Source organism: Acidiferrimicrobium sp. IK, assembly GCF_025499425.1.
In the GTDB taxonomy this organism is placed as follows: domain Bacteria; phylum Actinomycetota; class Acidimicrobiia; order Acidimicrobiales; family Palsa-688; genus Acidiferrimicrobium.
This window is the reverse complement of the sequence record NZ_JAIMCB010000003.1, coordinates 356,539-381,024: the sequence shown is the minus strand read 5'-3', so window position 1 is coordinate 381,024 and position 24,486 is coordinate 356,539. Positions and strand designations below refer to the sequence as shown.

Sequence of the window (24,486 nt, the reverse complement as noted above, 5' to 3'; positions counted from 1 at the left end):
CGACCACATGGGCGAGCCCGACGCTGGGGAAAGGCGGTCGGGACGCCGAGGGCCAGCACGAACGCTCGGACACTGTTGGGGGAGCGGTAGATGGGGGAGATAGGCAATCGCGTAAGCCGGCGCAACGACGGTGGCCCTGTCACGCCGAGCGGACCCCGGGATCTGGCCGGGATCTCCCCTATTACATGGGCGGTCTTGATCGGTCCGGCCCTCCTACCAGCTGTGGATCGGGCCGAGGACGCCAGCGTGGGCGCCTATCTGCTGGGGCTGCTCGACTCGTTCGGCACGATCAGCTCGCTGGTCCTCGACTCTCTCGTCGTCACCGTCACCTCGGTCATCCGAGGCCGCTTCGCGTGGCGGGAGTTCCTCGACCAGTGCTGGATGCTGATATCAGTTTCGTTCTTGCCGACGATCTTCATCGCGGTGCCCTTCGGAGCGGTGATCGTGCTCGAGGTCGGCGGCCTGGCCAGCCAAGTCGGCGCCACGTCGTTCACCGGCGCGGTTGACGCCCTGACAACCGTACGGGAGGTCGCGCCGATCGTCACCGCGCTGATCCTCTCCGGGGCCGGGGGTTCCGCCATCTGCGCCGATCTCGGATCGCGGACCATCCGCGACGAGATCTCAGCCATGGAAGTGATGGGCGTGAGCCCCGTCGAACGCCTCGTCGCCCCTCGCCTCCTCGCCGGGGTCATCGTGGCGGTCCTCTTGAACGGGATCGTCGCCTTCGCCGGGCTGCTCGCCGCCTACGCCGCGGACGTCTACATCCTGAAGGGCACGTCGGGCGGCTACCTGGAGGCGTTCAGCTCCTTCGCCCAGGGCGCGGACGTCATCGAGTCGACCCTCAAGGCCTTCCTGTTCGGTTTCGTGGCCTGCGTGCTCGCCTGCTTCAAGGGGCTCAACGCCCGGCGGGGGCCCGTCGGCGTGGGTCTGGCGGTCAACCAGTCGGTGGTGGTCACCGGCCTGGCGCTGTTCACCCTCGACTTGGTGCTGACCCAGATCTTCCTCGTCATCGTCCCTCTGAAGGTCCCGTGACGGTCAGCCCTCCCCTCCTCCCGATCCCCTCGCCCGGCGAGCGGCGCTCCGAGCGGACCCGCCTGGTCCTGGCCCGGCTCCGAGCCCCCCGGACCGCGGTCTCCGACCAGGTCCAGTGGTTCGGGGCCCTGCTGTTCTTCCTCTACCAGGTGGCCCGTTCGGTACCGACCGTCGCCCGCCGTCACCGCCAAGAGGTGTACCGCCAGCTGGCCGACGTGACCTTCGGCGGCCGGGTGCTGGCGGTCGCGGCCAGCACCGTGCTGGTCGTGTTCGTGCTGTCCGCGTTCCTCGGCATCGAGGTCGGCCTGGAGGGCTACCAGGGCCTAGAGATCATCGGGCTGGCTCCGCTGTCCGGGCTGATCGCCGCGTACGGCGACACCCGTGAGCTGATCCCCCTCATCACCGGGTTCGGCCTGGCGTCCCAGATGGGCTGCAAGTTCACCGCCCAGCTGGGCGCCATGCGGATCAGCGACGAGGTCGACGCGCTCGACGTCATGGCTGTGCCGTCGCTCCCCTACCTGGTGACCACCAGGATCCTTGCCGGTCTCATGGCGGTCATCCCCCTGTACCTGGTCGCGCTGTCAGGGTCCTACTTCGCCACTCAGCTCACCGTCTCGCTGGTGGCCCACGAGGGGACCGGCACCTACCAGCACTACTTCCACGCCTTCCTGCAGCCGATCGACATCGTCGACTCGGTCCTCAAGGTCGTGGTGTTCGCCGTCATCATCATCATCATCCACTGCTATTACGGCTACACGACCAAGGGCGGTCCCGAGGAGGTCGGCACCGCGACCGGGCGGGCCATTCGGGCCAGCATCGTCGCGCTGGCCCTGTCGGACCTCCTCCTCACCATGTTCTTCTACGGCCTGTCGACCAGCGCCATAAAGCTCACCGGATGATCGCCCTCGACCCCCCCACCGCTCCGGGCGCCGGCACACGGCGAGACCACGACGCCGAGCTGGCCGCCAGCCGGCACCGAGCTCAGCGCCGTCGCAGCACCGCCTTCATCGCCGGTGTGGCGTTCCTCGCGGTGCTGCTCGGGGCGGTGGTGACCATCGTGGAGGACTTCAACGGGGCGTTCAGCTCGTATGTGGATGTGCGGGCGGTGCTGCCGCCGGGGCAGCCAGTCGACGCGAACGCCCCGGTGCAGTACGCACAGGTGCCGGTCGGCAAGGTCGGGCCGGTCGTGCGCGACCTGGCCAACGGCGCCGTGGAGGTGACCCTGCGCATCAAGCCGTCGAGCATCGGGCACATCCCGGCCAACGTGGTGTCGCAGGTCGCCCCGTCGTCGCTGTTCGGCACCGAGGCGGTGATCCTGCAGGCCCCGGCCCCCGCGGCGGCCCACCTGGTGGCCGGGAGCCTCATCCCGCCCGGGACCGGCTCGTCGTCGCTGCAGGGCAGCCTCACCGACCTCAACAACCTCCTGATCGGCTTGCACCCGGCGGAGATCGACACGACCCTCTCCGCTCTTTCGGGCGCGCTGGCCGGGCAGGGCCCGGCGGTGAGCAGCGCCATCCGGGCGCTGGACAGCTACCTGGCCGGCCTGGCCCCGCAGCTGCCGACCCTGGAAGGCGACGTCGACCTGATCACCCCGGTGCTCGACGGGCTCAGCGCGTCGGTGCCCGCCCTCCTCGACGTGGCCAGCAACGCCGGGACGGTGGCCCAGACCCTCACCGACGAGCAGCAGGCCATCGCCCAGCTGATGACCAGCGGCGCCAGCACGTCGGCGACCGTCGCCACCCTGCTCTCGGGGATCAGCACCACCGTCCACCAGTTCCTCGTCAACCTGGCGCCCCTGCTCGGCGACATCAACGGGCAGCCGGGAGTGCTCCCGACCACCCTCGACGCGCTCCGCGGCCTCGCCAGTGCCCTTCTGCCGGCGCTCAGCGCGTCGGGCATGCCCGCCCTGTCCGCGACGGTGACCCAACGCACCGAGAGCCCCTACTACGCGTTCCTCGCCGGCGCCGACCTGCCGGTGCTCAACGCCAGGCAGCGCCAGCAGATCGGCCACTCGGCGTTCGCGTCGGAGATGGACCCGCCCACCTACACCGCGGCCGACTGCCCCCGCTACGGTGCCGACCCCGGCCCCAACTGTCCTACCGGCTCCGCGAGCGCGGCGGGGGGCTCCGTGTCGAGCGCGGCCGGGCCGTCCGGCTCGGCGTCGGGCGCCAGCGCCCCGGGGGGCGGGGGCGCCGCGGCGACGACCCCTGGGGTTCCCCTCACCGCGGCCCAGATGCAGGCAGCCGCCACCGCGATGACCGGCGTCGAGGGTCGACCCCCGGCCCAGCCCGGGGTGTCAGAGCTGATCATGGGTACTCTGCTCGGGAGCCTGGCGTCGTGACCACCGCCCGGTCGCTGCCGCTGCCCGGCCTGCTCACCAGGCTGACGCTGTTCGGAGTGGTGTCGCTGGTGCTCTCGGCGGTGGTCGTCGCCAGCCTCCTAAATCTCGACGTCTCCAACAAGCACACCTTCCACGCGCTCTTCGCCGACGCGTCCGACCTGCAAGCCGGGGACCCGGTGCGCATCGCCGGCGTCAAGGTGGGCCGGGTGCAAAGCGTCACCCTTCACGGGGTCACCCAGTCGGAGGTCACCTTCGCGGTCGACGCCAACCAGACCCTCACCGGCACCACCCAGGCCGACATCGAGTTCGAGAACCTCTTCGGCCAGCACAACCTGACGCTGGTCCCGGGCCCGGCGGCCGCGCCGCTCCGGGCCGGCAGCGTCATCCCCGAGACCCGCACCAAGCCGGCCCTGGACCTGAGCGACCTGTTCAACGGGTTCCAGCCGCTGTTCCAGGCCCTCACCCCCGACGACGTCAACCAGCTGACCGCCAACATCATCGGCACCTTCCAGGGCCAGTCCGGCAGCCTGGCCGCGCTCGTCAACGAGGCCGGGACCCTGACCAACAACCTGGCCGACCACCAAAAGGTCATCAACGCGGTGGCCGACAACCTGACGTCGCTGTTGAAGGTCGTCGCCGACCACAACGGACAGCTGGGCCAGCTGGTAGCCAACTTCGACACCCTGAGCGGCCAGCTGAGCGGCGAGCGGGGCCTGCTCTCGTCGGCGCTGACCAACGCCAACGGGGCCGTCTCGGCGCTGTCGGGCCTCACCGGATCCCTGCAAGCGCCGCTCGAGAACGCGGTGTCGTCGCTCAACTCGGTGAGCTCGTCGGTGATCGCCAACCAGCAGCAGATCACCGCCGCGATCAACGAGCTGCCCAACGTCCTCACCCACGCCGCGAAGGTCGTCCAAAACGGCGCCTTCATCAACGCCTACTACTGCAACCTGGCCATCACCATCCCCACGCCCGTCCCGTTGCTGCCCGACCCGGTCCAGTCCGCGCTCAACTCGGTGTTCGCGCTGGTCGGCATCAAGGACTTCCCGTACCTGAGCGGCATCGTCTCGCCGAGCGGCGTCGAAGGGGATCCCTCCGCCCACACTGCGACGTGCGCGCCATGAAGCCCTTCGCCGAGCGCAACCCCAGGTACGTAGGCGTGATGGTGCTGATCGCGGTGCTGGCGGTCGTCGCCGGGGCGCTCGACTTCTCCAAGATCGGCTTCTTGCACCACGACTCGGCCTACCACGCGCAGCTCGCCGACGCCGGGTCCCTGGTGCCCGGCGAGCAGGTCACCGTCGCGGGCACGAGGGTCGGTTCGGTCACCGGCCTCCACCTCGACGGGGACCGGGTCCGCCTCGACTTCACCATCCGCTCCGGGCTGAAGCTCGGATCGCTCACCACGCTGAGCGTGAAGATCCTCTCCCCGCTCGGCCAGGAGTACGTGCAGCTGGCGTCGGCCGGCCCGGGAGTCCTCCGGCCCGGTGCGACCATCCCGCTGCGGCGGACGTCGGGCACCGCCACGATCCTCTCCACACTGGACCAGGCGGGGACCACGCTCGGCTCGATCGACGAGGGGCAGCTGGCCAAGTCGCTGGCCGTGGTCTCCCAGGACCTGTCTGGCACCACCCCGTCGGCCACCGCCGCGGTGATCAAGGGACTGGGCCGGCTCTCCGATGTGATCGTCAACCGCCAGTCGGAGCTGGCCCAACTGGTCGACGAGACCAACCAGGTGGTCGCCACCCTCGACGACCACCGCGGCCAGCTGGTGGACCTCATCGGACAGGCCGGCTTGGTGCTGCAGGTCGTGCAGGAGCGCCAGAGCGACATCAAGCAGGTCCTCGACGCCACCACCGCCCTGTCGAACGCGGTCAGCCAGATCATCACCAACAAGCAGGCCAACCTCTCCGCCCTGCTGACCAACCTGAAGACGGTCTCCGGGGTGCTGGCCAACGACTCGGGCAACCTGGCCAAGGCCGTGCCGCTGTTGAGCGGCCTGGCCTCCTACCTGTCCAACGCCACCGGCTCAGGACCGTACTTCGATGCCATCGCCCCGACGCTGCTGGTCGACGACCACCTGGTGGCCCAGTGCACCAAGCCGGGCGTGACACCGCCCTACAGCCTCTTGTCGCCGGGGTGCCAGCCGTGACCGCCCGCCTGGTGAAGATCATCGCCGGCGCGGTGGTCGTCGTGGTCCTCGCCGGCGGGACCCTGGCGCTGGTCCGGGGACGGCGCCATCCCGTCACCGTCTACACCGCCACCTTCGCGGAGGCGCCCGGGCTCTACGTCGGCAACCACGTCGACGTCCTCGGCATCCCGGTCGGCACGGTGACCGCCATCAAACCGCAGCCGCTCGGCGTCGAGATCACGATGAAGGTCAACGCGGCCATCAAAGTCCCGGCGCAGGCCAAGGCGGTCCTGATGGCGCCGCAGGTCGTCAACGACCGCTTCGTCGAGCTGGCGCCGGCCTACAGCGGGGGGCCGGTCATGGCCGCGGGCACTCACCTGCCCGAGTCGCGCACCATCGAACCGCTGTCGGTCGACCAGGTCCTCGGATCGCTCAACTCCCTCTTCACCGCCCTCGGGCCGAGCGCCATCGACCAGAAGGGCGCCCTGGCGACCCTCGTCCACCAGCTGGTCGTCCAGCTCGGAGGCCAAGGGTCGGCGCTGCACACCACGATCGGCGCCACGAGCAGCGCGGTCAACGACCTGGCCGCCGACGCGCCGGGGCTCAGCCAGACCCTGACCAAGCTGAGCACTCTCATCGGCACGCTGGCCGCCGACGCGGGCAACTACACGTCCTTCACCAACACCTTCGCCGCCGTCGCCGCGGACTTCAACGGGGATCGCAGCGACCTGGCCAACGCGTTGAACGCCCTGCAGACTGCGCTCGGCGACGTCTCGACGTTCGTCCAGACCAACAGCGCCAACTTCGGCGCCAGCCTCAACAACCTCGAGACCCTGGCGTCGACGTTGGCCGCCAAGCAGTCGCAGCTGGCCTCGGCGTTGCACATCACGCCGCTCGCCCTGCAGAACCTGGCTCGCACCGTGCACCAGACCCCTACCGGCCCGGCGATCATGGGGCGCTTCGACCCGGTCCGCAACAGCCTCGGCCTGACCCAGCAGATCTGCGGCAACCTCCTCGAGCGGGCCGTGCAGTTGAGCGTGGAGCAGGCGCAGGCACCGGTGATCGACCCGGTGTGCGCGTTCGGCGCCGGGGTCGCCAGCTTCCGGATCCCGCCCGGCGGCGCCACCGGACCCGACCTGTCGCTCTCCGCTCTGCTCTCCGGAAGGTCGTCGTGAACCCCCCGCTCCGGCCCGCAGCCGCGGCCCGGCGGGCGCGGATACCGGCTGTGGTGGCGGCCGCGGCCGTCCTCGTGTCGGGGTGCGGACTCAGCTTCCAGTCTTTGCCGCAGCTCGGATCGGTCTCCGGGTCCGGCTACCCGATCTACGCCACCTTCTCCAACGTCCAGAACCTGGCGCCCAACGCCCAGGTCCGCCTCGGCGACGCCGTCGTCGGTCACGTCACAGCCATAAAGGCCCATGACTTCAAGGCTCACCTCACGCTGCGGATCGCGCCCGGCACCACCCTCTCCGCCGGCACGACGGCCCAGGTCAGGTTCGCCTCCCCACTCGGCGACGAGTACGTCGCTTTGACCCCGCCCGCCACCGAGACCAAAGCGGTGCTCACGCCCGGCACGACCCTGGGCGAGGAGTCGACCAGCGCCGCCCCCACCGTCGCCGACACCCTTGCCGCCTTGGGCGCGGTGCTCTACGGCAGCGGGCTCGGGCAGGCCCACGACGTGGTCAAGGACGTCAACCAGATCCTCGGCGGCAACCACGTCCAGATCCAGCAGCTCATCGCCAATCTCGACACCGTCCTCGGTTCCCTAGCCGGCAACGACACCCACCTCGACGCCGCGCTCGACGCGGCCCGGTCCATCGTCACCGAACTCAACAACGGCACCGGCGCGATCACCACCGCCCTGCAGACGCTGCCACCGGCGGCGGCCGCGGTCAGCGCCGACAACTCGCAGCTGCAGCAGCTCCTGCAGGGCATCAACTCCCTGTCCCCGGTCGTCGTCAACGTGCTCGCCGAGAGCGGCCAGCAGCTGGCCGACGACGTGCGCCAGGCGGTCCCGGTGCTGCAGTCCCTGCAGAGCGCCCAAAACGAGTTCGGGACCGACTCGTCGCTATTCACGCAGGTGGCCAAAGCCGTGGAACGCGACGCGCCGAACGGCTACGTGCAGCTGAACGTCAACTTCACCGGCACCTTCCCCTCCGCGGAGCCGATCCCGGCCCTGGCGCCGATCCTGGGCTGCACCGCCCCGACACCACCCTCCGAGTGCCCGCCGGGAAGCGCCATCGGGTCGATCCTGGGAGCGTCGCTGCCATGACCCGCGCCGTGGCCGGCCGCCTCGCCCTGCTCGTCGCCATCCTCCTCGCCGGCTTCTCCTACATCATCTTCGCGGTGCTCGAAGTGCGCATCGGCGCCCAGCCCTTCCCCGTCACCGTCCAGGTGAGGCGGGGCGGTGGCCTGTTCGTCGGCGCCTACGTCGCCTACCGGGGGGTGGACGTCGGGCGGGTAAAGGCACTGCGACTGGTGCCCGGCGGCGTCGACGTGGTCGCGGATCTGGATCCCGGGACCCGGGTTCCAGCCGCCACCGCGGCGGTGGTCCACGACCTCTCCGCTGTCGGGGAGCAATACGTCGACTTGGTCCCGACCCGCGGCGGCGGCCCGTACCTGCACTCCGGCAGCGTGATCCCGCGGTCGGCCACGACGCTGCCGGTCACCATCGACACGCTGCTGCGCAACACCGCGTCGTTCACCAACTCGATCAACACCGCCGATCTGAGCCAGCTGCTCGCCACCTTGACCACGGCCCTCGGCGGCACCGGGCCGCAGCTTCACACGATCCTCCAGGCCGGCGAGACCCTGGTCAGCACGCTGCAAGCGGTCCAGCCCCAGACCTCCGCGGTCATCGACCAGGGCCACACCCTGCTGCAGACCGCGTCGGCCACCAACCCCGACGTCGCCGAGATCGGCACCAACCTGGCGTCGTTCACCGCGCAGTTGAAGGCGTCCAACAGCGACTTGCAGGCCCTCATCGCCAAGGGGACCGCCGCGCTCCCCCAGGTCCAGCAGCTGCTGGCCACCAACACCGCGGTCCTCGAGCAGCTGACAGCCAACGGGGCGGCGCTATCGGCGGTCACCTCCGACGACAACGCCGCGGTGCAGGCGCTGCTGGCTGCGCTCCCCGGCACTCTCAACGCGGTGCACTCCATCGTCCGCAACGGGAGCGCACAGGCCATCTTTGATTACAACGACAGCGAGCCGGTGTGCACCTACACGCCCGGCCCGCAGGGCTTCCCCGAACCCACCGCCACCCAGTCGACGCTGACGCTCGGCCGGACCTGCACCACCAGCGCCCCCAACCTCCTCCAAAGAGGAGCCAACCAAGTACCGGGAGTTGCAAAATGACCATCACCGGAGAGCCACTCACCGCGTCCGAGGCGTCCCTCGGAGAAGAGCCCGTCGTCGCGGCCGGCAGCGAGCACCTCACCGATCCTCCGGCCGACGACCTCCAGACCCGCTGGGAGCAGGCCGGCGACGCGGGTAGGTGGGTGCCGGTACACCGACGCCGGCGCCGGGCCGCCCGGATCGTCACCGCCGCGGTCATCGCCGCCCTGGCCGCCGCGGTCGTGGTCGAAGGGCTGCAGGTCCGCCACGACGACGCCCTGTCGTCGGCCCGCCAGAGCGCGCTGAGCGCCGCCAAGTCCGACGCCGCGCTGATCGCCACGTACTCCTACAGCAGCTTCGGGGCCTACTCCGACCGGATCAAGGCGGTGGCCACGCCGGCGTTCTTCAAGAACTTCAAGACCGACAGCGCGTCGCTCAGCTCGGTGCTCGCCCAGTACAAGGCCGGTTCCACCGGGACCGTCGTCGGCGCGGGCATCGGCGCGTTCTCCTCGGCCAAGGCCACCGTGTACGTGTTCCTCAACGAGGCGGTCACCAACAGCAAGGACCCGGCCAGCACCCAGCGGGCCCGGATGGTCATCGACCTGACCCGCCACGGCAGCGGTTGGCAGCTGGCCAACGCCACGGTCCAGTAGCCGCCCGGCGCGGCGACCGGTAACTCGTTGCATACGAGAACACGTTCTCGTATGATGGGGACGTGCGTTACACCGTCATCACCGCGGACAGCCACGCCGGCGGAAGCCACTCGGCGTACCGGGAATACCTCGAGCCGGCGCTTCGCGACGACTTCGACGCCTGGCGGGACAAGTACCGCAACCCGTTCAAGGACCTCGGTGACACCCGGCGGTACCGCAACTGGGACAACGACATGCGCAACTCCCAGCAGCTCGAGGACGGCATCGTCGGCGAGGTCATCTTCCCGAACACCGTGCCTCCCTTCTTCCCGACGTTCGTCCTCTTCGCGGCGCCGCCCAAGCCCGACGAGTACCGGCACCGCCTGGCCGGGATCCGGGCCCACAACCGGTGGCTGGTCGATTTCTGCCACGACTTCCCCGAACGGCGTGCCGGCATCGGCCAGATCTTCCTGAACGACATCGACGACGCCATCGAAGACGTCCACTTCATCAAGGAGCACGGCCTGCGAGGAGGCTTGCTGCTTCCGAACATCCCTCCCGACGCGAAGTGGGTGCCCCCGCTCTACGACCCGGTGTACGACCGGCTGTGGGCGGTGATCCAGGACCTGGAGGTGCCGATCAACGTGCACGGCGGCACCGGCGTGCCCGACTACGGGGCTTATCCGTCGTCGATGCTGCTCTACATCAGCGAGGTGCCGTTCTACTCCCAGCGGCCGCTGGTGCAGTTCATTTTGAGCGGGATCTTCGAGCGCTTCCCCCGGCTGCGCCTGGCGGTCACCGAGAGCGGCTGCGCGTGGGTGCCGGCCCTGCTCGACGGCCTCGACCGCACGATCGAGCAGGTCCGCACCACCGGCCGGATCGGCGAGTTGCGTTTCGGGGACGACTTCAACTTCAGCCTCGACGCCAGCGGCTACTTCGCCCGCAACGTGTGGATGGGGGTGTCCCAGCCGACGCCGAGCGACGTCGCGGCGTTCGAGCGGATCGGCAATGACCGGGTCATGTGGGGCTCGGACTACCCGCACGACGAGGGGACCTACCCCTTCAGCCGGGAGCACCTGCGCCAGGTGCTGCCTGGACGCCCCGAGAAGCTGCTGCGCGCCGTGCTCGGCGAAAATGCGGCTCGCCTCTACGACTTCGACCTCGACGCCCTGGCGCCGCTGGCCGCGGTCCACGGTCCCACCCACGAGGAGCTGGCCCGGCCCCTCGACCGCCTCCCCGCCGACCCCAACGAGGCTTTGTTGAAGGCCGCCGCCGAGCTGTCGACGGTCGCTTGAGCCCTCAGGCGCCGGACTGGAGCTGACGACCATCATGGCCTTCCCGCAAGGCATCGGCATCATCGACACGATGATCGGCTTTCCTCACGCCGACATGGCCGAGACCTACGCCTTCATCACCAAGCAGACCAAAGACCGTCAGTCGCGCGAGGAGTTCGAGTTCCCCGCCGAGTACATGTTCAAAGACGTCCCCGAGAAGGCCCTGCGCAACGCGCCGGACCCCGTGGACACCACGCTGCGGGAGATGGACCGCTGGGGCGTGGAGCGGGGCCTGATCGGCCTGGGCGGCGTCGACGACACCGGCGAGCGGGCGCTGGCCAAACACCCGGACCGTTTCATCGGCTCCGTCGCGTGCGACCCCAACGCGGGGATGGACGGAGTACGGGCCATCGTCCGGGCCTACGAGACCCACGGCATCCGGGCCGTCACGGCCTTCCCGGCGGGAACCTTCCCCCAGGTGGCGATCAACGACAAGACCATGTACCCGATCTACGCCAAGTGCGTCGAGCTCGGGTTGCCGATCTTCTGCTGCGCCGGAGTGCCGGGACCCCGTCTCCGGTTCGCTCCCCAGCACGTCGAGTTGATCGACGAGGTGTGCTTCGACTTCCCGGAGCTGGTGTTTGTCACCCGGCACGGTTGCGAGCCGTGGACCGATCTGATCGTCAAGTTGATGCTCAAGTGGCCCAACCTGTACTACTCGACCAGCGCCTTCGCGCCCCGGTACTACCCGAAGGCCGTGGTGGACTTCGCCAACTCGCGGGGAGCGGACAAGGTCCTCTACGCGGGGTACTTCCCGATGGGGCTGTCCTTGGAGCGCATCGCCGGGGAACTGCCCTCCGTCCCGCTCCACGACAGCGTGTGGCCGAAGTTCCTCCGGCACAACGCCGAGCGGGTCCTGGGCCTGGCCTGAGGGTCCACTCGGGGCGCGGGCTCCACTCCGGAGCCCCTGCCCCTGGGGACACTTCACCGCGGAGCCGGAGCGCCCACGCCGGAGCGCGAGGCCTTACTCCGGAGGGGTGGATCGGAACACGCCCATGGCGAAGTACTGGGCGGCACCCCCGTACGCCTGGGCCAGCGCGGTGCGGGCGCCCTCCACCTGGTGCTCGCCGGCGAGGCCCCGCACCTGCAGCGCAGCCTCGGCGAAGCGCACCGCCCCCGAGGCGCCGATGGCGTTGGTGGAGAGCACCCCGCCGGACGGGTTGACCGGGAAGGCGCCTCCCAGTTCGGTCTCGCCGGTGTCGACCATCCGCCAGCCCTCGCCGTGACCGGCGATGTCATGGCCCTCCAGCCACATCGGCTCGTACCAGCTGAACGGCACGTACAGCTCCGCCATGTCGATCTCCCGGCGGGGGTCGGTGATCCCGGCCTGGTCGTAGACGTCGTGGGCGCACTCGACCCCGGCCCGGACCCGGACCGGGTTGCGACCGGGGAACTGGGCCAGCTCGCTGCGCACCGACAAGCCGTGGATCCACGCCGGCGTGCGCGACTGCGACCCCGCGACGCGCTCGTCGGCGATGACCAGCGCGCAGGCGCCGTCCGACGACGGGCAGGACTCGTGGAAGCGGATGGGGTCCCACAGCATCGGGGACTCGCTGACCTCCTCGATGGTCAGGTCCGGCATCTTCAGGTGGGCGTAAGGGTTCTTGGCGGCCACCCGGCGGTCCTTGACCGCGACCTGCCAGCCGATGTGCTCCGGCGCCTTCGTGTCGTGGATGTAGGCACGCATCCACGGAGCGAACGCCCCGCCGGCGCCGATCCCTCGCGACCGGCCGCCGGCCAGGCCCCACTGGGCGTTGCCCTCCGACTGCTTCTCCCACGCGACGGCCAGCACCCGGGAGTGGATGCCCGTGATCACCTGGTGGGCGGCCACGATCACCGTCGAGCCGCCCACCGAGCCGGCGGTGTGGACCCGGAGGAGGGGCTTGCCGGCGGCCCCGAGGGCGCCGGCGAGGTAAAGCTCCGGCATCACGATGCCCTCGAAGGCGTCCGGGGCTTTGCCGATGACCACCGCGTCGATGTCCGAAAGCTCCATCTGGGCGTCGAGGAGCGCCCGGTCGATCGCCTCGCGGATCAGCCCGGCGATCGAGACGTCGTCCCGACGCTTCTTGAAATGGGTCTGGCCGACCCCGACGACTGCGACCGGCTGCTTCACTGCTCGCCCTCCATGTAGCACACCAAGTTTTGTTGCAGCAGCGGCCCCGCCGTGACGTGGGCCAGGGCCCGCTGCGCCTGTCCGTCCATGATCCTCGTCGCCGCCTCGATGATGCGGACCAGCCCGACGGCCATCACCGGGTTGGCGGCCAGCGGACCGCCGGAGGGGTTGACCGCCACGTCCCCGTCCAGGCCCAGTGCCCGCACCAAGATCCCCTCCTGAGGCGAGAAGGTCGCCGACACCTCGGCGACGTCGAGCGGGCCGCCGTCGTAACCGGCTTTGGCCGCGGCCAGGCTGGTCGACGCCGAGCGGGTCAGGTCCCGCAGGCCGGGGAGATGCTCCTCCACTCGATGGTCGAAGCCCTTGATCCACGCCGGCCGTTCGCACAGCTGCCTCGCCCGGTCCCCCCGGGCCAGGACCACCGCCGCCGCGCCGTCGGAGATCGGGGGGAGGTCGTGGCGGCGCAGCGGGTCGCGGACGTAGGGCTGCGAGAGGAGCGCCTCGACGTCTACGGGGGTGCGCAGCTGGGCGTGAGGGTTGCCCGCCGCGTTGCGACGGCTGCGGGCCACCACCTCCGCGAAGTCCCGCTCGGTGGCCAGGCCGGCGTCGAGCACCGCCCGTGCCTGCAGCCCGGCCAGGGAGGGCGGGTCGAGCCCGAGCGGCGCAAGGAAGTACGGGTCGAGCTGCTGCGCCCACACCTCGGAGGGCTGCGACGGCGACGACTTGCCCGACCCGAACGCCAGGGCGACGTCGATGTCGCCTTCTTGCAGGCGGACCCAGGCCTCGTAGAGGGCGAAGGCCCCGTCGGCTTCCACGTGGGACTCGGCGATGGGTGGCCACGCCCCGGCCGCTTCCAGGTTGGACACGAACGCGAACGGGCCGCCGGTCAGGTAGTCGCAGCTGCCGGAGCAGGTGAAGCCGACCTCCCGGCGGTCGATGCCGGCCTGCTCGATGGCGGCGGCGATCGTCGGCACCAGTATCTGCGCCTCCGACAGCCGGCTGCGGCGCACGGAGGCGCTCTGGGCGACTCCGACGACGGCGATATCGGTGACGGTCACAGTGCGTACTCCTCGTAGCTGTCTTCGCTGGCGTCGGGCTCACCGGTGGCCTCGAACGACGAGATCACCGAGTCCAGGCCACCCCATCCCCGGTTGGAGATGTGGCTGACGTCGCGCTCCTCGACCGGCTTCCACACCGCCCGGACCCTCAGCCCCGAGCGGACCTGCTCGTGGGGGATCCCGGTGATGTCCTGCCCGGTGATCGGCGTGTCGACCCCGTCGAGCAGCACCGACGCGTAGACGAACGGATCGACTTGCTGCTGGCCGTAGTACGGCACCGGCGTGATGACGGTGAAGGCGGTGACGGTACCGACCTGGGCGACCTCGACGGCCTCCGACTCGTCCATGGCCACGACGCACAGCGGGCAGTACCCCTTGGAGGGAACGTACATCCGCGCGCATGACGGGCACCGCTGACCGACCAGCTTGCCCTCGAGCAGCCCGTCGACGAACCGGTCCAGGTTGGGGGAGAGCTCCTCCCGGTACGACAGGCGGACCAGATGGTTCATCACCAGGTCCTCCTTGGTCACCGCGCTGGCTCCGGCGCCGCTCACGACCGCACCGGTTCCCACGCCGCGAGGTCGGTGATGCGCCCCGCCGGCTCCTCGCTGAAGCGGGCCGCCACCCGCATCCCGGTGGTCATCACCGCGACGTCGCCGGCGTCGACGGCGTGGACCATCGCGGTGTCGGCGCCGTCGGGCCGGACCAAGGCGAACGCGAACGGACGGTCCAAGGGGTGCTTCTCCAGCGGCTCGGCCACCCACGTCCACGCCTCGACAGTCCCCTCGGGGCCGACCTCGACCATCTCCTCGCCCAACGCCTCGCCGGTTTGCGGGTCGTACTCGACCGGCGGCACCACGACGCGCCCCTGCCGGTCCCTGACGCCGAGAATCTTTCGCTGCGCCAAGGCCCGCAGGAACGGGCCGATCACCGGGCCGGTCGTCCGCATGTACGGGAACTCGAGGGTGGACTCGCTCGCTCTGGGCTCAGTCACCCCTTGAGTAGAACACATTCTATTTCTCTCGGCAAGGATGGCCTATGGTGGGACCGACCGCAGTCGGGGAGGACACGCGATGAAGCTCGGTTTGCAGCTCGGTTACTGGCATGCGTCGCCCCCCGAGGGGGTCGGATCGCTGGTGGCCGCGGCCGAGGCCCTCGGGTTTGACACCGTGTTCGCCGCGGAGTCTTGGGGGTCTGACGCCTTCGGTCCGCTGGCGTGGTGGGGGTCGGCGACGTCGCGGATAAAGCTGGGTACCGCCATCGCCCAGATCGCGGCCCGGACGCCGGCCTCTACGGCGATGCACGCCCTCACCCTCGACCATCTCTCCGGCGGCCGGATGGTGCTCGGCCTCGGGGTGTCAGGCCCGCAGGTGGTCGAGGGCTGGTACGGGCAGCCCTTCGCCAAGCCGCTGGCCCGCACCAGGGAGTACGTCGGCGTCGTCCGTCAGGTGCTGGCAAGGGCCGCTCCGGTCACCAGCCCCGGCCCCCACTACCCGCTGCCCTACCGGGGGGAAGGGTCGCTCGGGTTGGGCAAGTCGTTGCGGCCGATCACCCATCCCCGCCGCGCCGACCTGCCGATCCTGCTCGGCGCCGAGGGACCGAAGAACGTCGCGCTGGCCGCGGAGATCGCCGACGGATGGCTCCCGATCTACTACTCGCCGAAGGCCGCCCCGCTGTACCGTTCCTGGCTGGCCGAGGGCTTCGCCAGGCCCACGGCCCGCTCGACGGCCGATCACTTCGAGATCGCGGCCAACTGCTCGGTGGTGGTCACCGACGACCGCGACGGCGCGCTCGACGCGATGCGCCCGGTGCTCGGTTTCTACATCGGAGGAATGGGAGCCAAGGAGGTCAACTTCCACAAGGACGTGTTCGCCCGGATGGGCTACGAGCGGGAGGCCGACGTGGTCCAGGACCTGTTCTTGCAGGGCCGCAGGGACGAGGCGATCGCCGCGGTCCCCCGCCAGCTGGCGGCCGACATCTCCCTGGTGGGGACCGAGGCGCGCATCCGCGACGAGCTGGCGATGTGGGAGGACGCCGGCGTGACGATGCTGGTGGTCGGCGCCACCTCGGTGGACGACCTTCGCCGGATCGCCGCCGCGGTCCTCGGCTGAGCTCTCCCGGCGCGGGAGCGCCGGGAGAGCTCAGCGACCCTGGAAGACCGGGGCCCGCTTCTCGGCGAACGCTCGCGGCCCCTCTTTGGCGTCCTCGCTCATGAACACCTCCATGCCGATCCGGCTCTCGACGCGCATCGCCTCGTCCTCGGGGAGCCCTTCGGTCTCGCGCAGGGCCTTGAGCACCGCCTGCACGGCGACCGGGCCGTTGGCGGCTACTACCTCGGCGATCTCCATCGCCCTGCCCAAGGCCCCGCCGTCGGGGACCACGTACCCGATCAGGCCCATCGCCAGCGCTTCGCGGGCGGTCAGGTGGCGTCCGGTGAGCAGCACGTCGGCGGCCAGGGTGTAGGGGATCTGCCGCCGGAGCCGGACGGTGGACCCGCCGAGGGGGAACAGCGACCACCTCACCTCTGACACCCCGAAGCGGGCGCTCTCCCCCGCCACCCGTATGTCGGTGGCCTGCAGGATCTCGGTGCCGCCGGCCACCGCGGCGCCCTCGACCGCGGCGATCAGCGGTTTGCGCAGCCGGTAGCCCTTGAGCAGCGGCTTGATGACCCCATCCGCGATGCCGCGGGTCGCCTGATCGCCGGCGGCGAAAGAGTCCCCCGGGTGCTTGGCGGTCATCGCCTTCAAGTCGGCGCCGGCGCAAAAGGCGCCGCCGGCACCGGTCAGCACCGCGACGCGGATGGCCGGGTTGGCGTCGACCTCGTCCCACGCCTCGCCGAGCAGGGCGAGCATCTCGGAGGAGAGCGCGTTGCGGGCGTCGGGCCGGTTCATCGTCACGACGAGGGTGGCCCCGACGCGTTCGGTCAGGAGGTGGGGTTGGCTCATGCCGGGTTCCTCTTTGGGGTCGGGATCAATTCGGGTCCAGGATCGGGGTCGAGGCGGGCGGGGTCGAGGCGGGCGGGCTATCCGGCGGCCGGCGCGTCGCTGGCGGCGAGAGCGTCGCCCACGCCGAGAAGGTGTTCGGTGGCCCCGCCGAGCAGGAACTCGTTGGCCTTGGCCGCGAGGAAGTACCGGTGCAGCGAGTGGCTCTGCGCTACTCCCATCCCGCCGTGGATGTGCACCGCGGCGTGTCCCACCCGGTGGCCGGCCTCGGCCGCCCAGTACTTGGCCACGCCCACCTCCACGCCGGCGTCGAGGCCCTCGCTGAGCCGCCAGGCGGCCTGCCACAGAGTGAGCCGGGCGGCCTCGACGTCGATGTAGCAGTCGGCCAGCCGGTGCCCGACGGCCTGGAAGGTGGCGATCGGCCGTTCGAACTGCACCCGCCCGGTGGCGTACTCGGCGGTGGCCGCCAACGCCTGCTCGAGGACTCCCAGCTGGTGGGCGCACACTCCGAGCACCGCCCGTTGCAGGATCCACTGGCGGGTTGCGGCGCCGTGCTCGACGCCGCCCAGCACCGCGTCGGCTTCGAGGCGCACGCCGTCGAGGGTCAGCGCACCGGTACTCCAGCCGCCCGTCGAGCGCTGGCGTTCGACCCCGACGCCGGGCGCGTCGGTCGCCACCAAGAACACCGCCACGCCGCCGTCCACCGCGGCGGGGACGACGACCGCGTCGGCGATCGGGAGGGCCGGCACCGCGGTCTTGGCTCCCGTCAGCCGCCATCCTGTCCCGTCGCGGCGGGCGTCGGTGCGCATCCCGCCGCCGGCGCCGCGGCCGGCCTCGCCGAACGCCGCCGTCAGCACGCAGGTGCCGTCGATGGCGCCGGGCAACCACCGTTCGCGCTGCGCGGGCGTGGCGAAGCGGGCCACCGGGGCCGCGCCCATCACGATCGACGCCAGGACAGGGACCGGAGCCAGGGCTCGGCCCATCTCCTCGAGGACCAGGGTCTGCTCGATGACGCCGAGGCCGCCGCCGCCGACCGCTTCGGGCAGCGCTATGCCGATCACGCCGGCGTCGGCCAGCGCGGCCCACAGGCCCCGATCGAAACGGTCCGCTTCGGCGTCGGCAGCCCGCGTGGCCTCGTCGGTGACCTTGTCCCGCAGGATCCGCCTGGTCAGTTCGACCAGCGTGTGCTGGTCCTCGGATAGCTCGAAGTCCATGTGGAGTGCTCCCTCCCTGATATCCCGGTCGTTGGGGCGCGCTAGCGGGGAGCCCGGGGAAGGCCGAGGCCGACCATCGCGATGATGTCCCGTTGGATCTCGTTGGTGCCCCCACCGAAGGTCAAGATCAGCGCGGAGCGATGCGACCGCTCGATGCGACCCCGAAGCACCGCGCCGGGGGACCCGGCCTCCACGCAGGCGTCGTCGCCGATGCACTCCATGAGCAGCCGGTAGGCCTCGGTGGACAGCTCGGTGCCGAACACCTTCGTCGCCGACGCGTCGGCCGGGCTGACCCCCTTGTCGATGCCCCACGCCACCTTCCAGTTGATGAGCTTGAGGAACTCGACTTTGGCGTGGACCCGGGCCAGGTTGAGCCGGACCCATTCCTGGTCGACGACCCGCCGGCCGTCTGGGAGCCGGGCGGCCCGGGCCCAGCGCAAGACGTCGTCGAGGGATTGCTGGAGCCCCGCCGCCGAGCAGAGCGCCACCCGTTCCCGGTTGAGCTGCCCGGTCACCAGCCCCCACCCTCGGTTGGGCTCACCGATGAGAGCGTCGGCGGGGACCCGGACGTTGTCGTAGAAGGTCTGGCTGGTCGTCGTGCCGGTGATGGTCGGGACCGGCGTCCAGCTGAACCCCGGCGCCGAAGTGGGCACCACGAACAGCGACAGCCCCTTGTGGCGGGGCAACTCCGGATCGGTCCTCGCCGCCAGCCACACGTAGTCGGCCCACTGGATGAGGCTGGTCCACATCTTCTGCCCGTTGATGACCCATTCCTCGCCGTCGCGCTCCGCCCGGGTGCGCAGGGCGGCCAGGTCGGTGCCGGCGTCGGGCTCGGAGTAACCGATCGAGAAGTGGATCTCGCCGGCGAGAATGCGGGGCAGGAAGAAACGGCGCTGCTCGTCGCTGCCGTGCTCCATGATCGTCGGGGCGATCGAGTTGACCATGAGGAACGGGACGGGAGCCCCGAACTTCGCGGCCTCGTCGGTGAAGATCAGCTGGTCGAGCATCGAGCGGTCCTGGCCTCCGTACTCGGCTGGCCAGCCGATCCCCAACCAGCCGTCGCGTCCCATCTGGCGCACCAGTGACCGGTAGAGGTCACCGCCTCCGTAGTCGCCGGTACCCGAGTAGAGGGCGTCGCGGACCTCATCGGTCATCAGCTTGGCGAAGTACGACTGCAACTCGCGACGGAGGTCCTCCTGCTCGTCGGTGTACGCGATCCGCACCAGGCCCTCCCCGAGATCACGAACGCGATTAGGAACGCGTTCTCACCTGAGAATGTAGTCAGCCGGCACCGACTTGTCGACTCTGCCGGCGGCGCGGTCTGCGAGAATGGGTTCGTGCCCGCACGACCCAAGACCCCGCCGGAGCAGCCCGGGGTGCCCAGCGCCCCAGCGGCCCCCGCCCGGCCCCGGCTGGTGGCCCGGCAAAACGAGCGCCGGGAGCGGATCCTGCAGACCACCATCAAGATGGCCGCCGAGGGCGGCTACGACGCGGTCCAGATGCGCGAGACGGCGGCCAACGCAGGGATCTCCCTGGGCACCCTGTACCGCTACTTCAGCTCCAAGGACGCGCTGCTCGCCGCGGCGTGGGGGTACTGGACGTCGGAGGTGGAGACCCAGATGAACCGCCGACCGCTCCGTGGCGCCACCATGGCCGAGCGGGCCTACGACTTCTTCCGCCGGACCACCCGGGCCTTCGAGCGGGACCCTCGCCTGGCAGAGGCGTTCATCATCGCGGCCAACTCCAACGACCCCCGCTCCGCGGATCACCGCCGGGCGACTTCCGACCTGCTCGGGCGTATCCTCGAGTCGACGATGACCGAGGTCGACGCCGCTACCGCCACCGACATCCGCATCACCCTGGACCACGTGTGGAACTCCTCGCTCCAGCACTGGGTCTCGGGCCGCTACACCATGGCCGACGTCTACAAGGACCTGGAGCGGGCCTGCCACCTCCTGCTCGACCCGCGGCAGGCCAAGCCCCGGGCTCGGCGGGCGCCGGCCGCCCCGGCGTGAAGCTCACTCGAAGCGCAGCACCCCGCGGATGTTGGTTCCCGCGAGCATGTCCTCGTAGCCGCGGTTGATGTCCTCGAGGGGATAGGTCGTGGTGACCAGGCCCTCTAGGTCGAGCTGACCCTGGCGGTACAGCTCGAGGAGCTTGGGGATGTCGTAGCGGATGTTGGCCGAGCCGAAGATCGTGCCGACGATCTGCTTCTCCATCAGCGTGAGATCACACAGGTTCAAGTTGACGTCGTTGTCGAGAGCCGGGTGGATGTTGGTTACCACCACCCGTCCCCGCTTCGCGGCCAGCGCCATGATCGACGCCATGAGCTGGCCCGACCCGACGCCCATCGTGCAGATGACCTTGTCGCACATCCGACCCCAGGTCTCTTTCTGGATCAGCTCGAAGGCCTCCTCGACCGACGCCGCGGTGTGGGTGGCGCCGAAGCGGGGCGCGCTCTCCTGCTTGAAGACCACCGGGTCGATGGCAAAGATGCGCTCCGCGCCGGCCAGCCTGGCCCCCTGGATGGCGTTGGCCCCGATGCCCCCGACGCCGATGACCGCCACGTTGTCACCGGGCTGCACCCCAGCCGCGTAGACCGCGGAGCCCCATCCGGTCGTGACCCCGCAGCCGACCAGGCAGGCCAGCTCGAGCGGGATGTCCTCGGGGATCTTGACGCACGACGCCTGGTTGACCACGGTGTGACGCCCGAACGTGCCGAGGCACACCATCGTCGAGAGGTCCTGTCCCCTGGCGTGGTGGCGGGAGGTGCCGTCCAGCTGGAGGCCGACCATGAGCGACGCCCCCAGGTCACACACGTTGCTGTGGCCGGTGGCGCAGGAGGGGCACTGCCCGCAGGCCGGGATGAACCCGAAGACGACGTGGTCGCCGGGAGCGACGACCGTGACGCCGGGGCCCACCTCCTCCACGACGCCGGCCCCTTCGTGGCCGCCGATGATCGGGTAGATCCCGGGCAGGTCACCGGTGCGGAGGTGCTCGTCGGAGTGGCACATCCCCGATGCCACCATCCGTACGAGGACCTCCCCCGCTCGGGGCGGGTCCAGCTCGACGGGCTCGACCGTCCACGCCTCGTGCATCTCCCACAGGACCGCGCACTCAGTCTGCATGCCCCCAACCATATCCTAGATGGCAACGCGTTATCATTTGTTTCAGGATCGGGCGGCCGGCTCCTTGGGGAGGCCGAGGACCATCTCGCCGATGATGTTGCGCTGGATCTGCGACGTCCCGGCGTAGATGGTGCCGGCCCTGGCGTTGAAGAACGTCCCCACCCACGAAGCCGAGCTGTTGGGGGCTCCCACGTCGTCACTCTGGAAGGCGTTGGCGGGCCACCGGCCCGAGGGGACCAGAGCGTCGGGGCCGAGGATGTCGACCGCCAGCTCGGTGACCTCCTGATGGTGCTCGCTCCAGAACACCTTGAACACCGAGCTCTCCGGCCCGGGGGCGGAGCCGGCGAGGAAGCCGGTCAGGGTCCGCAGACCCAAGTACCGCATCACCTCGACCCTGGCGTAGCTGCGGGCCAGGCGTTGGCGGATCCCCGGATCGGTGTTGGCGCCGCGGTCCCGGGCCAGCGCGCTGAGGCGGTCCAGCTCGTCTCGGAACACGATCGGCATGGTGGCCGCGGCCTCGCCCCGCTCGTAGCCGAGCAATGTCATGGCCACCGCCCACCCCTCGCCCACTGCGCCGACGACGTTGCCCTCGGCCGTGCGGGCGTCGGTGAAGAACGTCTCGTTGAAGTCCGACGATCCGGTCATCATGCGGATCGGGCGGATCTCCACCCCCGGCTGGTCGAGCGGGACCAGCAGGAAGGTGATCCCCCGGTGCCGGCGCTGCTCCCCGTCGGTGCGGGCCAGCACGAAGATCATGTTGGCCAGGTGGGCCGCGGAGGTCCAGATCTTCTGCCCGTTGATGATCCACTCGCCGTCGTGGAGCTCGGCCCGGCACCGGAGGCTGGCCAGGTCCGAGCCCGACCCGGGCTCGGAGTACCCCTGACACCAGACGTCCTCCCCGGAGAGGATCCGCGGCAGGTAGTGGCGCTTTTGCTCCTCGGTTCCCCACGCCAGGAGGGTGTTGCCCACCATCCCGATGCTGAACACGTCGTTGGCGTTGCCGCCCGGAGCGCCGGCGCGAACCAGCTCCTCGACCAGCACCACCTGCTCCACCGCGGTCATGCCACCGCCCCCGTACTCCTTCGGCCACGCCGCGGCCAGCAGCCCGTGGTCGTGGAGGGTTTTGCGCCACTCGGCGCTGAACGCGGCGGCCTCGTCGGCGCCCAGCGCGCCGATCCCCTGCCATCCCGGCGGGAGGTGATCGTGGAGGAACGCACGGATCCGATGTCGGTAGTCCTCGGCGCCGGTGTCGTATCTCGGGTCCACCGCGGCGGACCGTAGCAAGCGGCGCCGGCGGCGGCGCCCCCGTCGGGCGGTGGCGTCCCGGTCAGCGGCACGTTTCGCTGGATGCGGCCCGGCCGCCCCGATCAAGCTGCCTGGGTGGAGCAATACGACGCCTTCTACATCGACGGCGGTTGGGCCAAGCCGGCCACCGCGGACACCTTCCGGGTGGTTTCACCCCACACCGAGGAGGTCATCGCGTCGGTCCCGGCCGGCGCCGCGGCCGACATGGACGCCGCGGTGGGCGCGGCCCGTAAGGCGTTCGACTCGACCGACTGGCCGACCAGAGCACCCGAGGAGCGGATGGAGGTCGTGCGTCGCTTCGCCGATCTCTACGCCGGGAGGATGGCGGAGATGGCCGACGTGATCACCGCCGAGATGGGCTCCCCGACCTCGTTCTCTCAGCTGGCCCAGTCGCCGGCTCCGTGGATGATGTTGACCACGTTCCTCGACGTGGCCGCGTCCTACCCGTGGGAGGAGCAGCGCAGCGGTGTGCTCGGTTCGCCCGTCACCGTCCGGCGGGCTCCGGTGGGCGTCGTGGCCGCCATCGTCCCCTGGAACGTCCCGCAGTTCGTCACCATGTCCAAGCTGGCTCCGGCGTTGCTGGCCGGCTGCACCGTCGTGCTCAAGCCGGCACCGGAGACACCCCTCGACGCGTATCTCCTCGCCGAGTTGCTGCACGAGGCGGGCGTGCCGGCCGGGGTGGTCAACATCGTCCCGGCCGGCCGGGAAGTGGGGGCCCACCTGGTCGCCCATCCCGGCGTCGACAAGGTGGCCTTCACCGGCTCGACGGCCGCCGGCCGGGCCATCGCCTCGGTGTGCGGCCAGCAGCTGAAGCGCTGCAGCCTCGAGCTGGGAGGGAAGTCGGCGGCGGTCATCCTCGACGACGCCGATCTGGCCGCGACGATGGAGGGCCTCAAGTTCGCCTCGCTGATGAACAGCGGCCAGGCGTGCGTGGCCCAGACCCGCATCCTCGCCAGCCGGGCCAACTACGACGCGGTGGTAGACGCCCTCGCCGAGACCGTCGCCGGGATGACCGTCGGCGACCCGGCCGACCCGGCGACCGAGATCGGGCCCCTGGTCTCGCAGCGCCAGCGGGAGCGGGTCGCCAAGTACATCGCCCTCGGGGAGGAGGAGGGGGCCCGGGTGGCCACCGGCGGCTCCGGGCGCCCCGCCGGCCTGGAGCGGGGCTGGTATGTGCAGCCGACGGTCTTCGCCGGCGCGACCAACACGATGCGCATCGCCCGGGAGGAGATCTTCGGGCCGGTGCTCACGGTCATCCCCTACCAGGACCTCGACGACGCGGTCCGCATAGCCAACGACAGCGAGTACGGCCTGGCCGGCTCGGTGTGGACCGCCGAGCGCGCTGCCGGCATGGACGTCGCCCGCCGCCTCCGTACCGGCACCGTCGGCGTAAACCAGTACACGATGGACTTCGTGGCGCCCTTCGGGGGGTTCAAGGCGTCGGGGATCGGCCGGGAGTTCGGCCGGGAGGGCCTCGACGCCTACAGCGAGTTGCAGTCGCTCGTGCCGCTCGGGGGCTAGCGGTAGCGGAGGTTGTCGATCTCCCAGTAGGCCCGCAACGATGCCAGCCGTCCGTCGCTGTCCGCGGTGTACACCGATACCAGGTCCACTTCGACCGCCGACCCGTCGTCGAATCTCGTGGTGATCGTTCCGACGTTTGCGCACTCATTCCCGGCCGCGAACGACTCCCGGATGGCGAATGAGATCCGACCCTTGGCGATGACGTTGTCGTAGAAGCCGGCGATCGCGTCCGGCCCATGGTGGCCCAGGCCGGCCGGGTCGAAAGGCGACGGCCCGACCGGGTCGGCGACGACCGCGTCGGGGGTGAACAACGACAGCCACGCGGCCCGGTCGCCGGCCTCCACCGCGTTCATCGATCGGCGGGCCGCATCACGGGCCGGATGAGGCAGATATTTATCCATTCCGAGC

The 24,486-nt window shown here is 70.4% G+C and carries 24 protein-coding genes; 14 read left to right on the top strand and 10 right to left on the bottom strand.

What is annotated here, in order from left to right; all coding sequences use genetic code 11:
- Positions 1-222: 222 nt before the first annotated feature.
- From K6U06_RS07400 to K6U06_RS07350, 11 genes are all read left to right on the top strand, one after another.
- On the top strand, positions 223-1,032 hold the full coding sequence (locus K6U06_RS07400; protein WP_262321269.1) for an MlaE family ABC transporter permease: 810 nt from the start codon (positions 223-225) through the stop codon (positions 1,030-1,032).
- Positions 1,029-1,931, top strand: a complete 903-nt coding sequence (locus K6U06_RS07395) for an MlaE family ABC transporter permease (protein ID WP_262321268.1) — start codon at positions 1,029-1,031, stop codon at positions 1,929-1,931. The genes K6U06_RS07400 and K6U06_RS07395 overlap by 4 nt, the downstream gene beginning before the upstream one ends.
- On the top strand, positions 1,928-3,373 hold the full coding sequence (locus tag K6U06_RS07390) for an MCE family protein (RefSeq protein ID WP_262321267.1): 1,446 nt from the start codon (positions 1,928-1,930) through the stop codon (positions 3,371-3,373). The genes K6U06_RS07395 and K6U06_RS07390 overlap by 4 nt, the downstream gene beginning before the upstream one ends.
- A complete protein-coding gene (locus K6U06_RS07385; protein ID WP_262321266.1) occupies positions 3,370-4,494 on the top strand; it encodes an MCE family protein in 1,125 nt (374 codons plus the stop codon). Before K6U06_RS07390 ends, K6U06_RS07385 begins: the two co-directional genes overlap by 4 nt.
- Positions 4,491-5,519 carry an MCE family protein gene (locus K6U06_RS07380; protein ID WP_262321265.1) on the top strand — a complete coding sequence of 343 codons (1,029 nt, stop codon included), beginning with the start codon at positions 4,491-4,493 and terminating at the stop codon, positions 5,517-5,519. The genes K6U06_RS07385 and K6U06_RS07380 overlap by 4 nt, the downstream gene beginning before the upstream one ends.
- Positions 5,507-6,673, top strand: a complete 1,167-nt coding sequence (locus K6U06_RS07375) for an MCE family protein (RefSeq protein WP_262321264.1) — start codon at positions 5,507-5,509, stop codon at positions 6,671-6,673. The genes K6U06_RS07380 and K6U06_RS07375 overlap by 13 nt, the downstream gene beginning before the upstream one ends.
- On the top strand, positions 6,670-7,767 hold the full coding sequence (locus K6U06_RS07370) for an MCE family protein (RefSeq protein ID WP_262321263.1): 1,098 nt from the start codon (positions 6,670-6,672) through the stop codon (positions 7,765-7,767). The genes K6U06_RS07375 and K6U06_RS07370 overlap by 4 nt, the downstream gene beginning before the upstream one ends.
- Positions 7,764-8,852, top strand: coding sequence for an MCE family protein (locus K6U06_RS07365; RefSeq protein ID WP_262321262.1), 1,089 nt, complete (start codon positions 7,764-7,766; stop codon positions 8,850-8,852). Before K6U06_RS07370 ends, K6U06_RS07365 begins: the two co-directional genes overlap by 4 nt.
- Entirely contained in the window at positions 8,849-9,484 is a 636-nt protein-coding gene (locus K6U06_RS07360) for a hypothetical protein (protein ID WP_262321261.1), read from the top strand. Before K6U06_RS07365 ends, K6U06_RS07360 begins: the two co-directional genes overlap by 4 nt.
- A gap of 62 nt (positions 9,485-9,546) precedes the next feature.
- Positions 9,547-10,758 (top strand): amidohydrolase family protein, encoded by a 1,212-nt coding sequence (locus tag K6U06_RS07355; RefSeq protein ID WP_262321260.1) that lies wholly within the window; start codon positions 9,547-9,549, stop codon positions 10,756-10,758.
- 34 nt (positions 10,759-10,792) lie between these two features.
- Positions 10,793-11,668: an amidohydrolase family protein gene (locus K6U06_RS07350; protein ID WP_262321259.1), complete on the top strand. Its 876-nt coding sequence runs from the start codon at positions 10,793-10,795 to the stop codon at positions 11,666-11,668.
- 93 nt (positions 11,669-11,761) lie between these two features.
- On the opposite strand, the gene K6U06_RS07345 is transcribed toward K6U06_RS07350, so the two are convergent.
- The 4 genes from K6U06_RS07345 to K6U06_RS07330 are packed head-to-tail and all read right to left on the bottom strand — an operon-like array spanning position 11,762 to position 14,962.
- A complete protein-coding gene (locus tag K6U06_RS07345) occupies positions 11,762-12,910 on the bottom strand; it encodes a thiolase domain-containing protein (protein ID WP_262321258.1) in 1,149 nt (382 codons plus the stop codon).
- Positions 12,907-13,968 carry a lipid-transfer protein gene (locus K6U06_RS07340; RefSeq protein WP_262321257.1) on the bottom strand — a complete coding sequence of 354 codons (1,062 nt, stop codon included), beginning with the start codon at positions 13,966-13,968 and terminating at the stop codon, positions 12,907-12,909. Before K6U06_RS07340 ends, K6U06_RS07345 begins: the two co-directional genes overlap by 4 nt.
- On the bottom strand, positions 13,965-14,522 hold the full coding sequence (locus K6U06_RS07335) for a Zn-ribbon domain-containing OB-fold protein (RefSeq protein ID WP_262321256.1): 558 nt from the start codon (positions 14,520-14,522) through the stop codon (positions 13,965-13,967). Before K6U06_RS07335 ends, K6U06_RS07340 begins: the two co-directional genes overlap by 4 nt.
- Positions 14,519-14,962, bottom strand: coding sequence for a Zn-ribbon domain-containing OB-fold protein (locus tag K6U06_RS07330; RefSeq protein WP_262321255.1), 444 nt, complete (start codon positions 14,960-14,962; stop codon positions 14,519-14,521). The genes K6U06_RS07335 and K6U06_RS07330 overlap by 4 nt, the downstream gene beginning before the upstream one ends.
- Before the next feature lie 79 nt (positions 14,963-15,041).
- Between K6U06_RS07330 and K6U06_RS07325 the strand changes: the two genes are divergently transcribed.
- On the top strand, positions 15,042-16,079 hold the full coding sequence (locus K6U06_RS07325) for an LLM class F420-dependent oxidoreductase (RefSeq protein ID WP_262321254.1): 1,038 nt from the start codon (positions 15,042-15,044) through the stop codon (positions 16,077-16,079).
- Positions 16,080-16,109: 30 nt separating this feature from the next.
- Here the strand turns inward: K6U06_RS07325 and K6U06_RS07320 are convergent, their stop codons facing one another.
- The 3 genes from K6U06_RS07320 to K6U06_RS07310 form a co-directional block, all read right to left on the bottom strand.
- Positions 16,110-16,913 carry a crotonase/enoyl-CoA hydratase family protein gene (locus K6U06_RS07320; protein ID WP_262321253.1) on the bottom strand — a complete coding sequence of 268 codons (804 nt, stop codon included), beginning with the start codon at positions 16,911-16,913 and terminating at the stop codon, positions 16,110-16,112.
- Positions 16,914-16,990: 77 nt separating this feature from the next.
- On the bottom strand, positions 16,991-18,124 hold the full coding sequence (locus tag K6U06_RS07315) for an acyl-CoA dehydrogenase family protein (RefSeq protein ID WP_262321252.1): 1,134 nt from the start codon (positions 18,122-18,124) through the stop codon (positions 16,991-16,993).
- Between the two features lie 41 nt (positions 18,125-18,165).
- Positions 18,166-19,347, bottom strand: coding sequence for an acyl-CoA dehydrogenase family protein (locus K6U06_RS07310; protein ID WP_262321251.1), 1,182 nt, complete (start codon positions 19,345-19,347; stop codon positions 18,166-18,168).
- Positions 19,348-19,461: 114 nt separating this feature from the next.
- Here K6U06_RS07310 and K6U06_RS07305 point away from each other — a divergent pair, with 114 nt between their 5' ends.
- On the top strand, positions 19,462-20,139 hold the full coding sequence (locus tag K6U06_RS07305) for a TetR family transcriptional regulator (protein WP_262321250.1): 678 nt from the start codon (positions 19,462-19,464) through the stop codon (positions 20,137-20,139).
- Between the two features lie 3 nt (positions 20,140-20,142).
- On the opposite strand, the gene K6U06_RS07300 is transcribed toward K6U06_RS07305, so the two are convergent.
- Both K6U06_RS07300 and K6U06_RS07295 read right to left on the bottom strand, forming a co-directional pair.
- On the bottom strand, positions 20,143-21,252 hold the full coding sequence (locus K6U06_RS07300) for an NDMA-dependent alcohol dehydrogenase (protein WP_262321249.1): 1,110 nt from the start codon (positions 21,250-21,252) through the stop codon (positions 20,143-20,145).
- Between the two features lie 42 nt (positions 21,253-21,294).
- Entirely contained in the window at positions 21,295-22,518 is a 1,224-nt protein-coding gene (locus tag K6U06_RS07295) for an acyl-CoA dehydrogenase family protein (RefSeq protein WP_262321248.1), read from the bottom strand.
- A 114-nt stretch (positions 22,519-22,632) separates the two neighbouring features.
- On the opposite strand from K6U06_RS07295, the gene K6U06_RS07290 reads away from it, so the two are divergent.
- A complete protein-coding gene (locus tag K6U06_RS07290; protein ID WP_262321247.1) occupies positions 22,633-24,078 on the top strand; it encodes an aldehyde dehydrogenase in 1,446 nt (481 codons plus the stop codon).
- Here K6U06_RS07290 and K6U06_RS07285 read toward each other — a convergent pair.
- Positions 24,075-24,479 carry a nuclear transport factor 2 family protein gene (locus tag K6U06_RS07285; RefSeq protein WP_262321246.1) on the bottom strand — a complete coding sequence of 135 codons (405 nt, stop codon included), beginning with the start codon at positions 24,477-24,479 and terminating at the stop codon, positions 24,075-24,077. The genes K6U06_RS07290 and K6U06_RS07285 overlap by 4 nt on opposite strands.
- Between the last annotated feature and the right edge of the window lie 7 nt (positions 24,480-24,486).

What these genes read in the sequence shown, in the direction of transcription:
- K6U06_RS07390 (WP_262321267.1), top strand. Translation starts at nt 1,928, where the DNA reads ATGATCGCCCTCGACCCCCCCACCGCTCCGGGCGCCGGCACACGGCGA.
- K6U06_RS07380 (WP_262321265.1), top strand. Translation starts at nt 4,491, where the DNA reads ATGAAGCCCTTCGCCGAGCGCAACCCCAGGTACGTAGGCGTGATGGTG.
- K6U06_RS07365 (WP_262321262.1), top strand. Translation starts at nt 7,764, where the DNA reads ATGACCCGCGCCGTGGCCGGCCGCCTCGCCCTGCTCGTCGCCATCCTC.
- K6U06_RS07360 (WP_262321261.1), top strand. Translation starts at nt 8,849, where the DNA reads ATGACCATCACCGGAGAGCCACTCACCGCGTCCGAGGCGTCCCTCGGA.
- K6U06_RS07350 (WP_262321259.1), top strand. Translation starts at nt 10,793, where the DNA reads ATGGCCTTCCCGCAAGGCATCGGCATCATCGACACGATGATCGGCTTT.
- K6U06_RS07325 (WP_262321254.1), top strand. Translation starts at nt 15,042, where the DNA reads ATGAAGCTCGGTTTGCAGCTCGGTTACTGGCATGCGTCGCCCCCCGAG.
- K6U06_RS07320 (WP_262321253.1), bottom strand. Translation starts at nt 16,913, where the DNA reads ATGAGCCAACCCCACCTCCTGACCGAACGCGTCGGGGCCACCCTCGTC.
- K6U06_RS07315 (WP_262321252.1), bottom strand. Translation starts at nt 18,124, where the DNA reads ATGGACTTCGAGCTATCCGAGGACCAGCACACGCTGGTCGAACTGACC.
- K6U06_RS07300 (WP_262321249.1), bottom strand. Translation starts at nt 21,252, where the DNA reads ATGCAGACTGAGTGCGCGGTCCTGTGGGAGATGCACGAGGCGTGGACG.
- K6U06_RS07285 (WP_262321246.1), bottom strand. Translation starts at nt 24,479, where the DNA reads ATGGATAAATATCTGCCTCATCCGGCCCGTGATGCGGCCCGCCGATCG.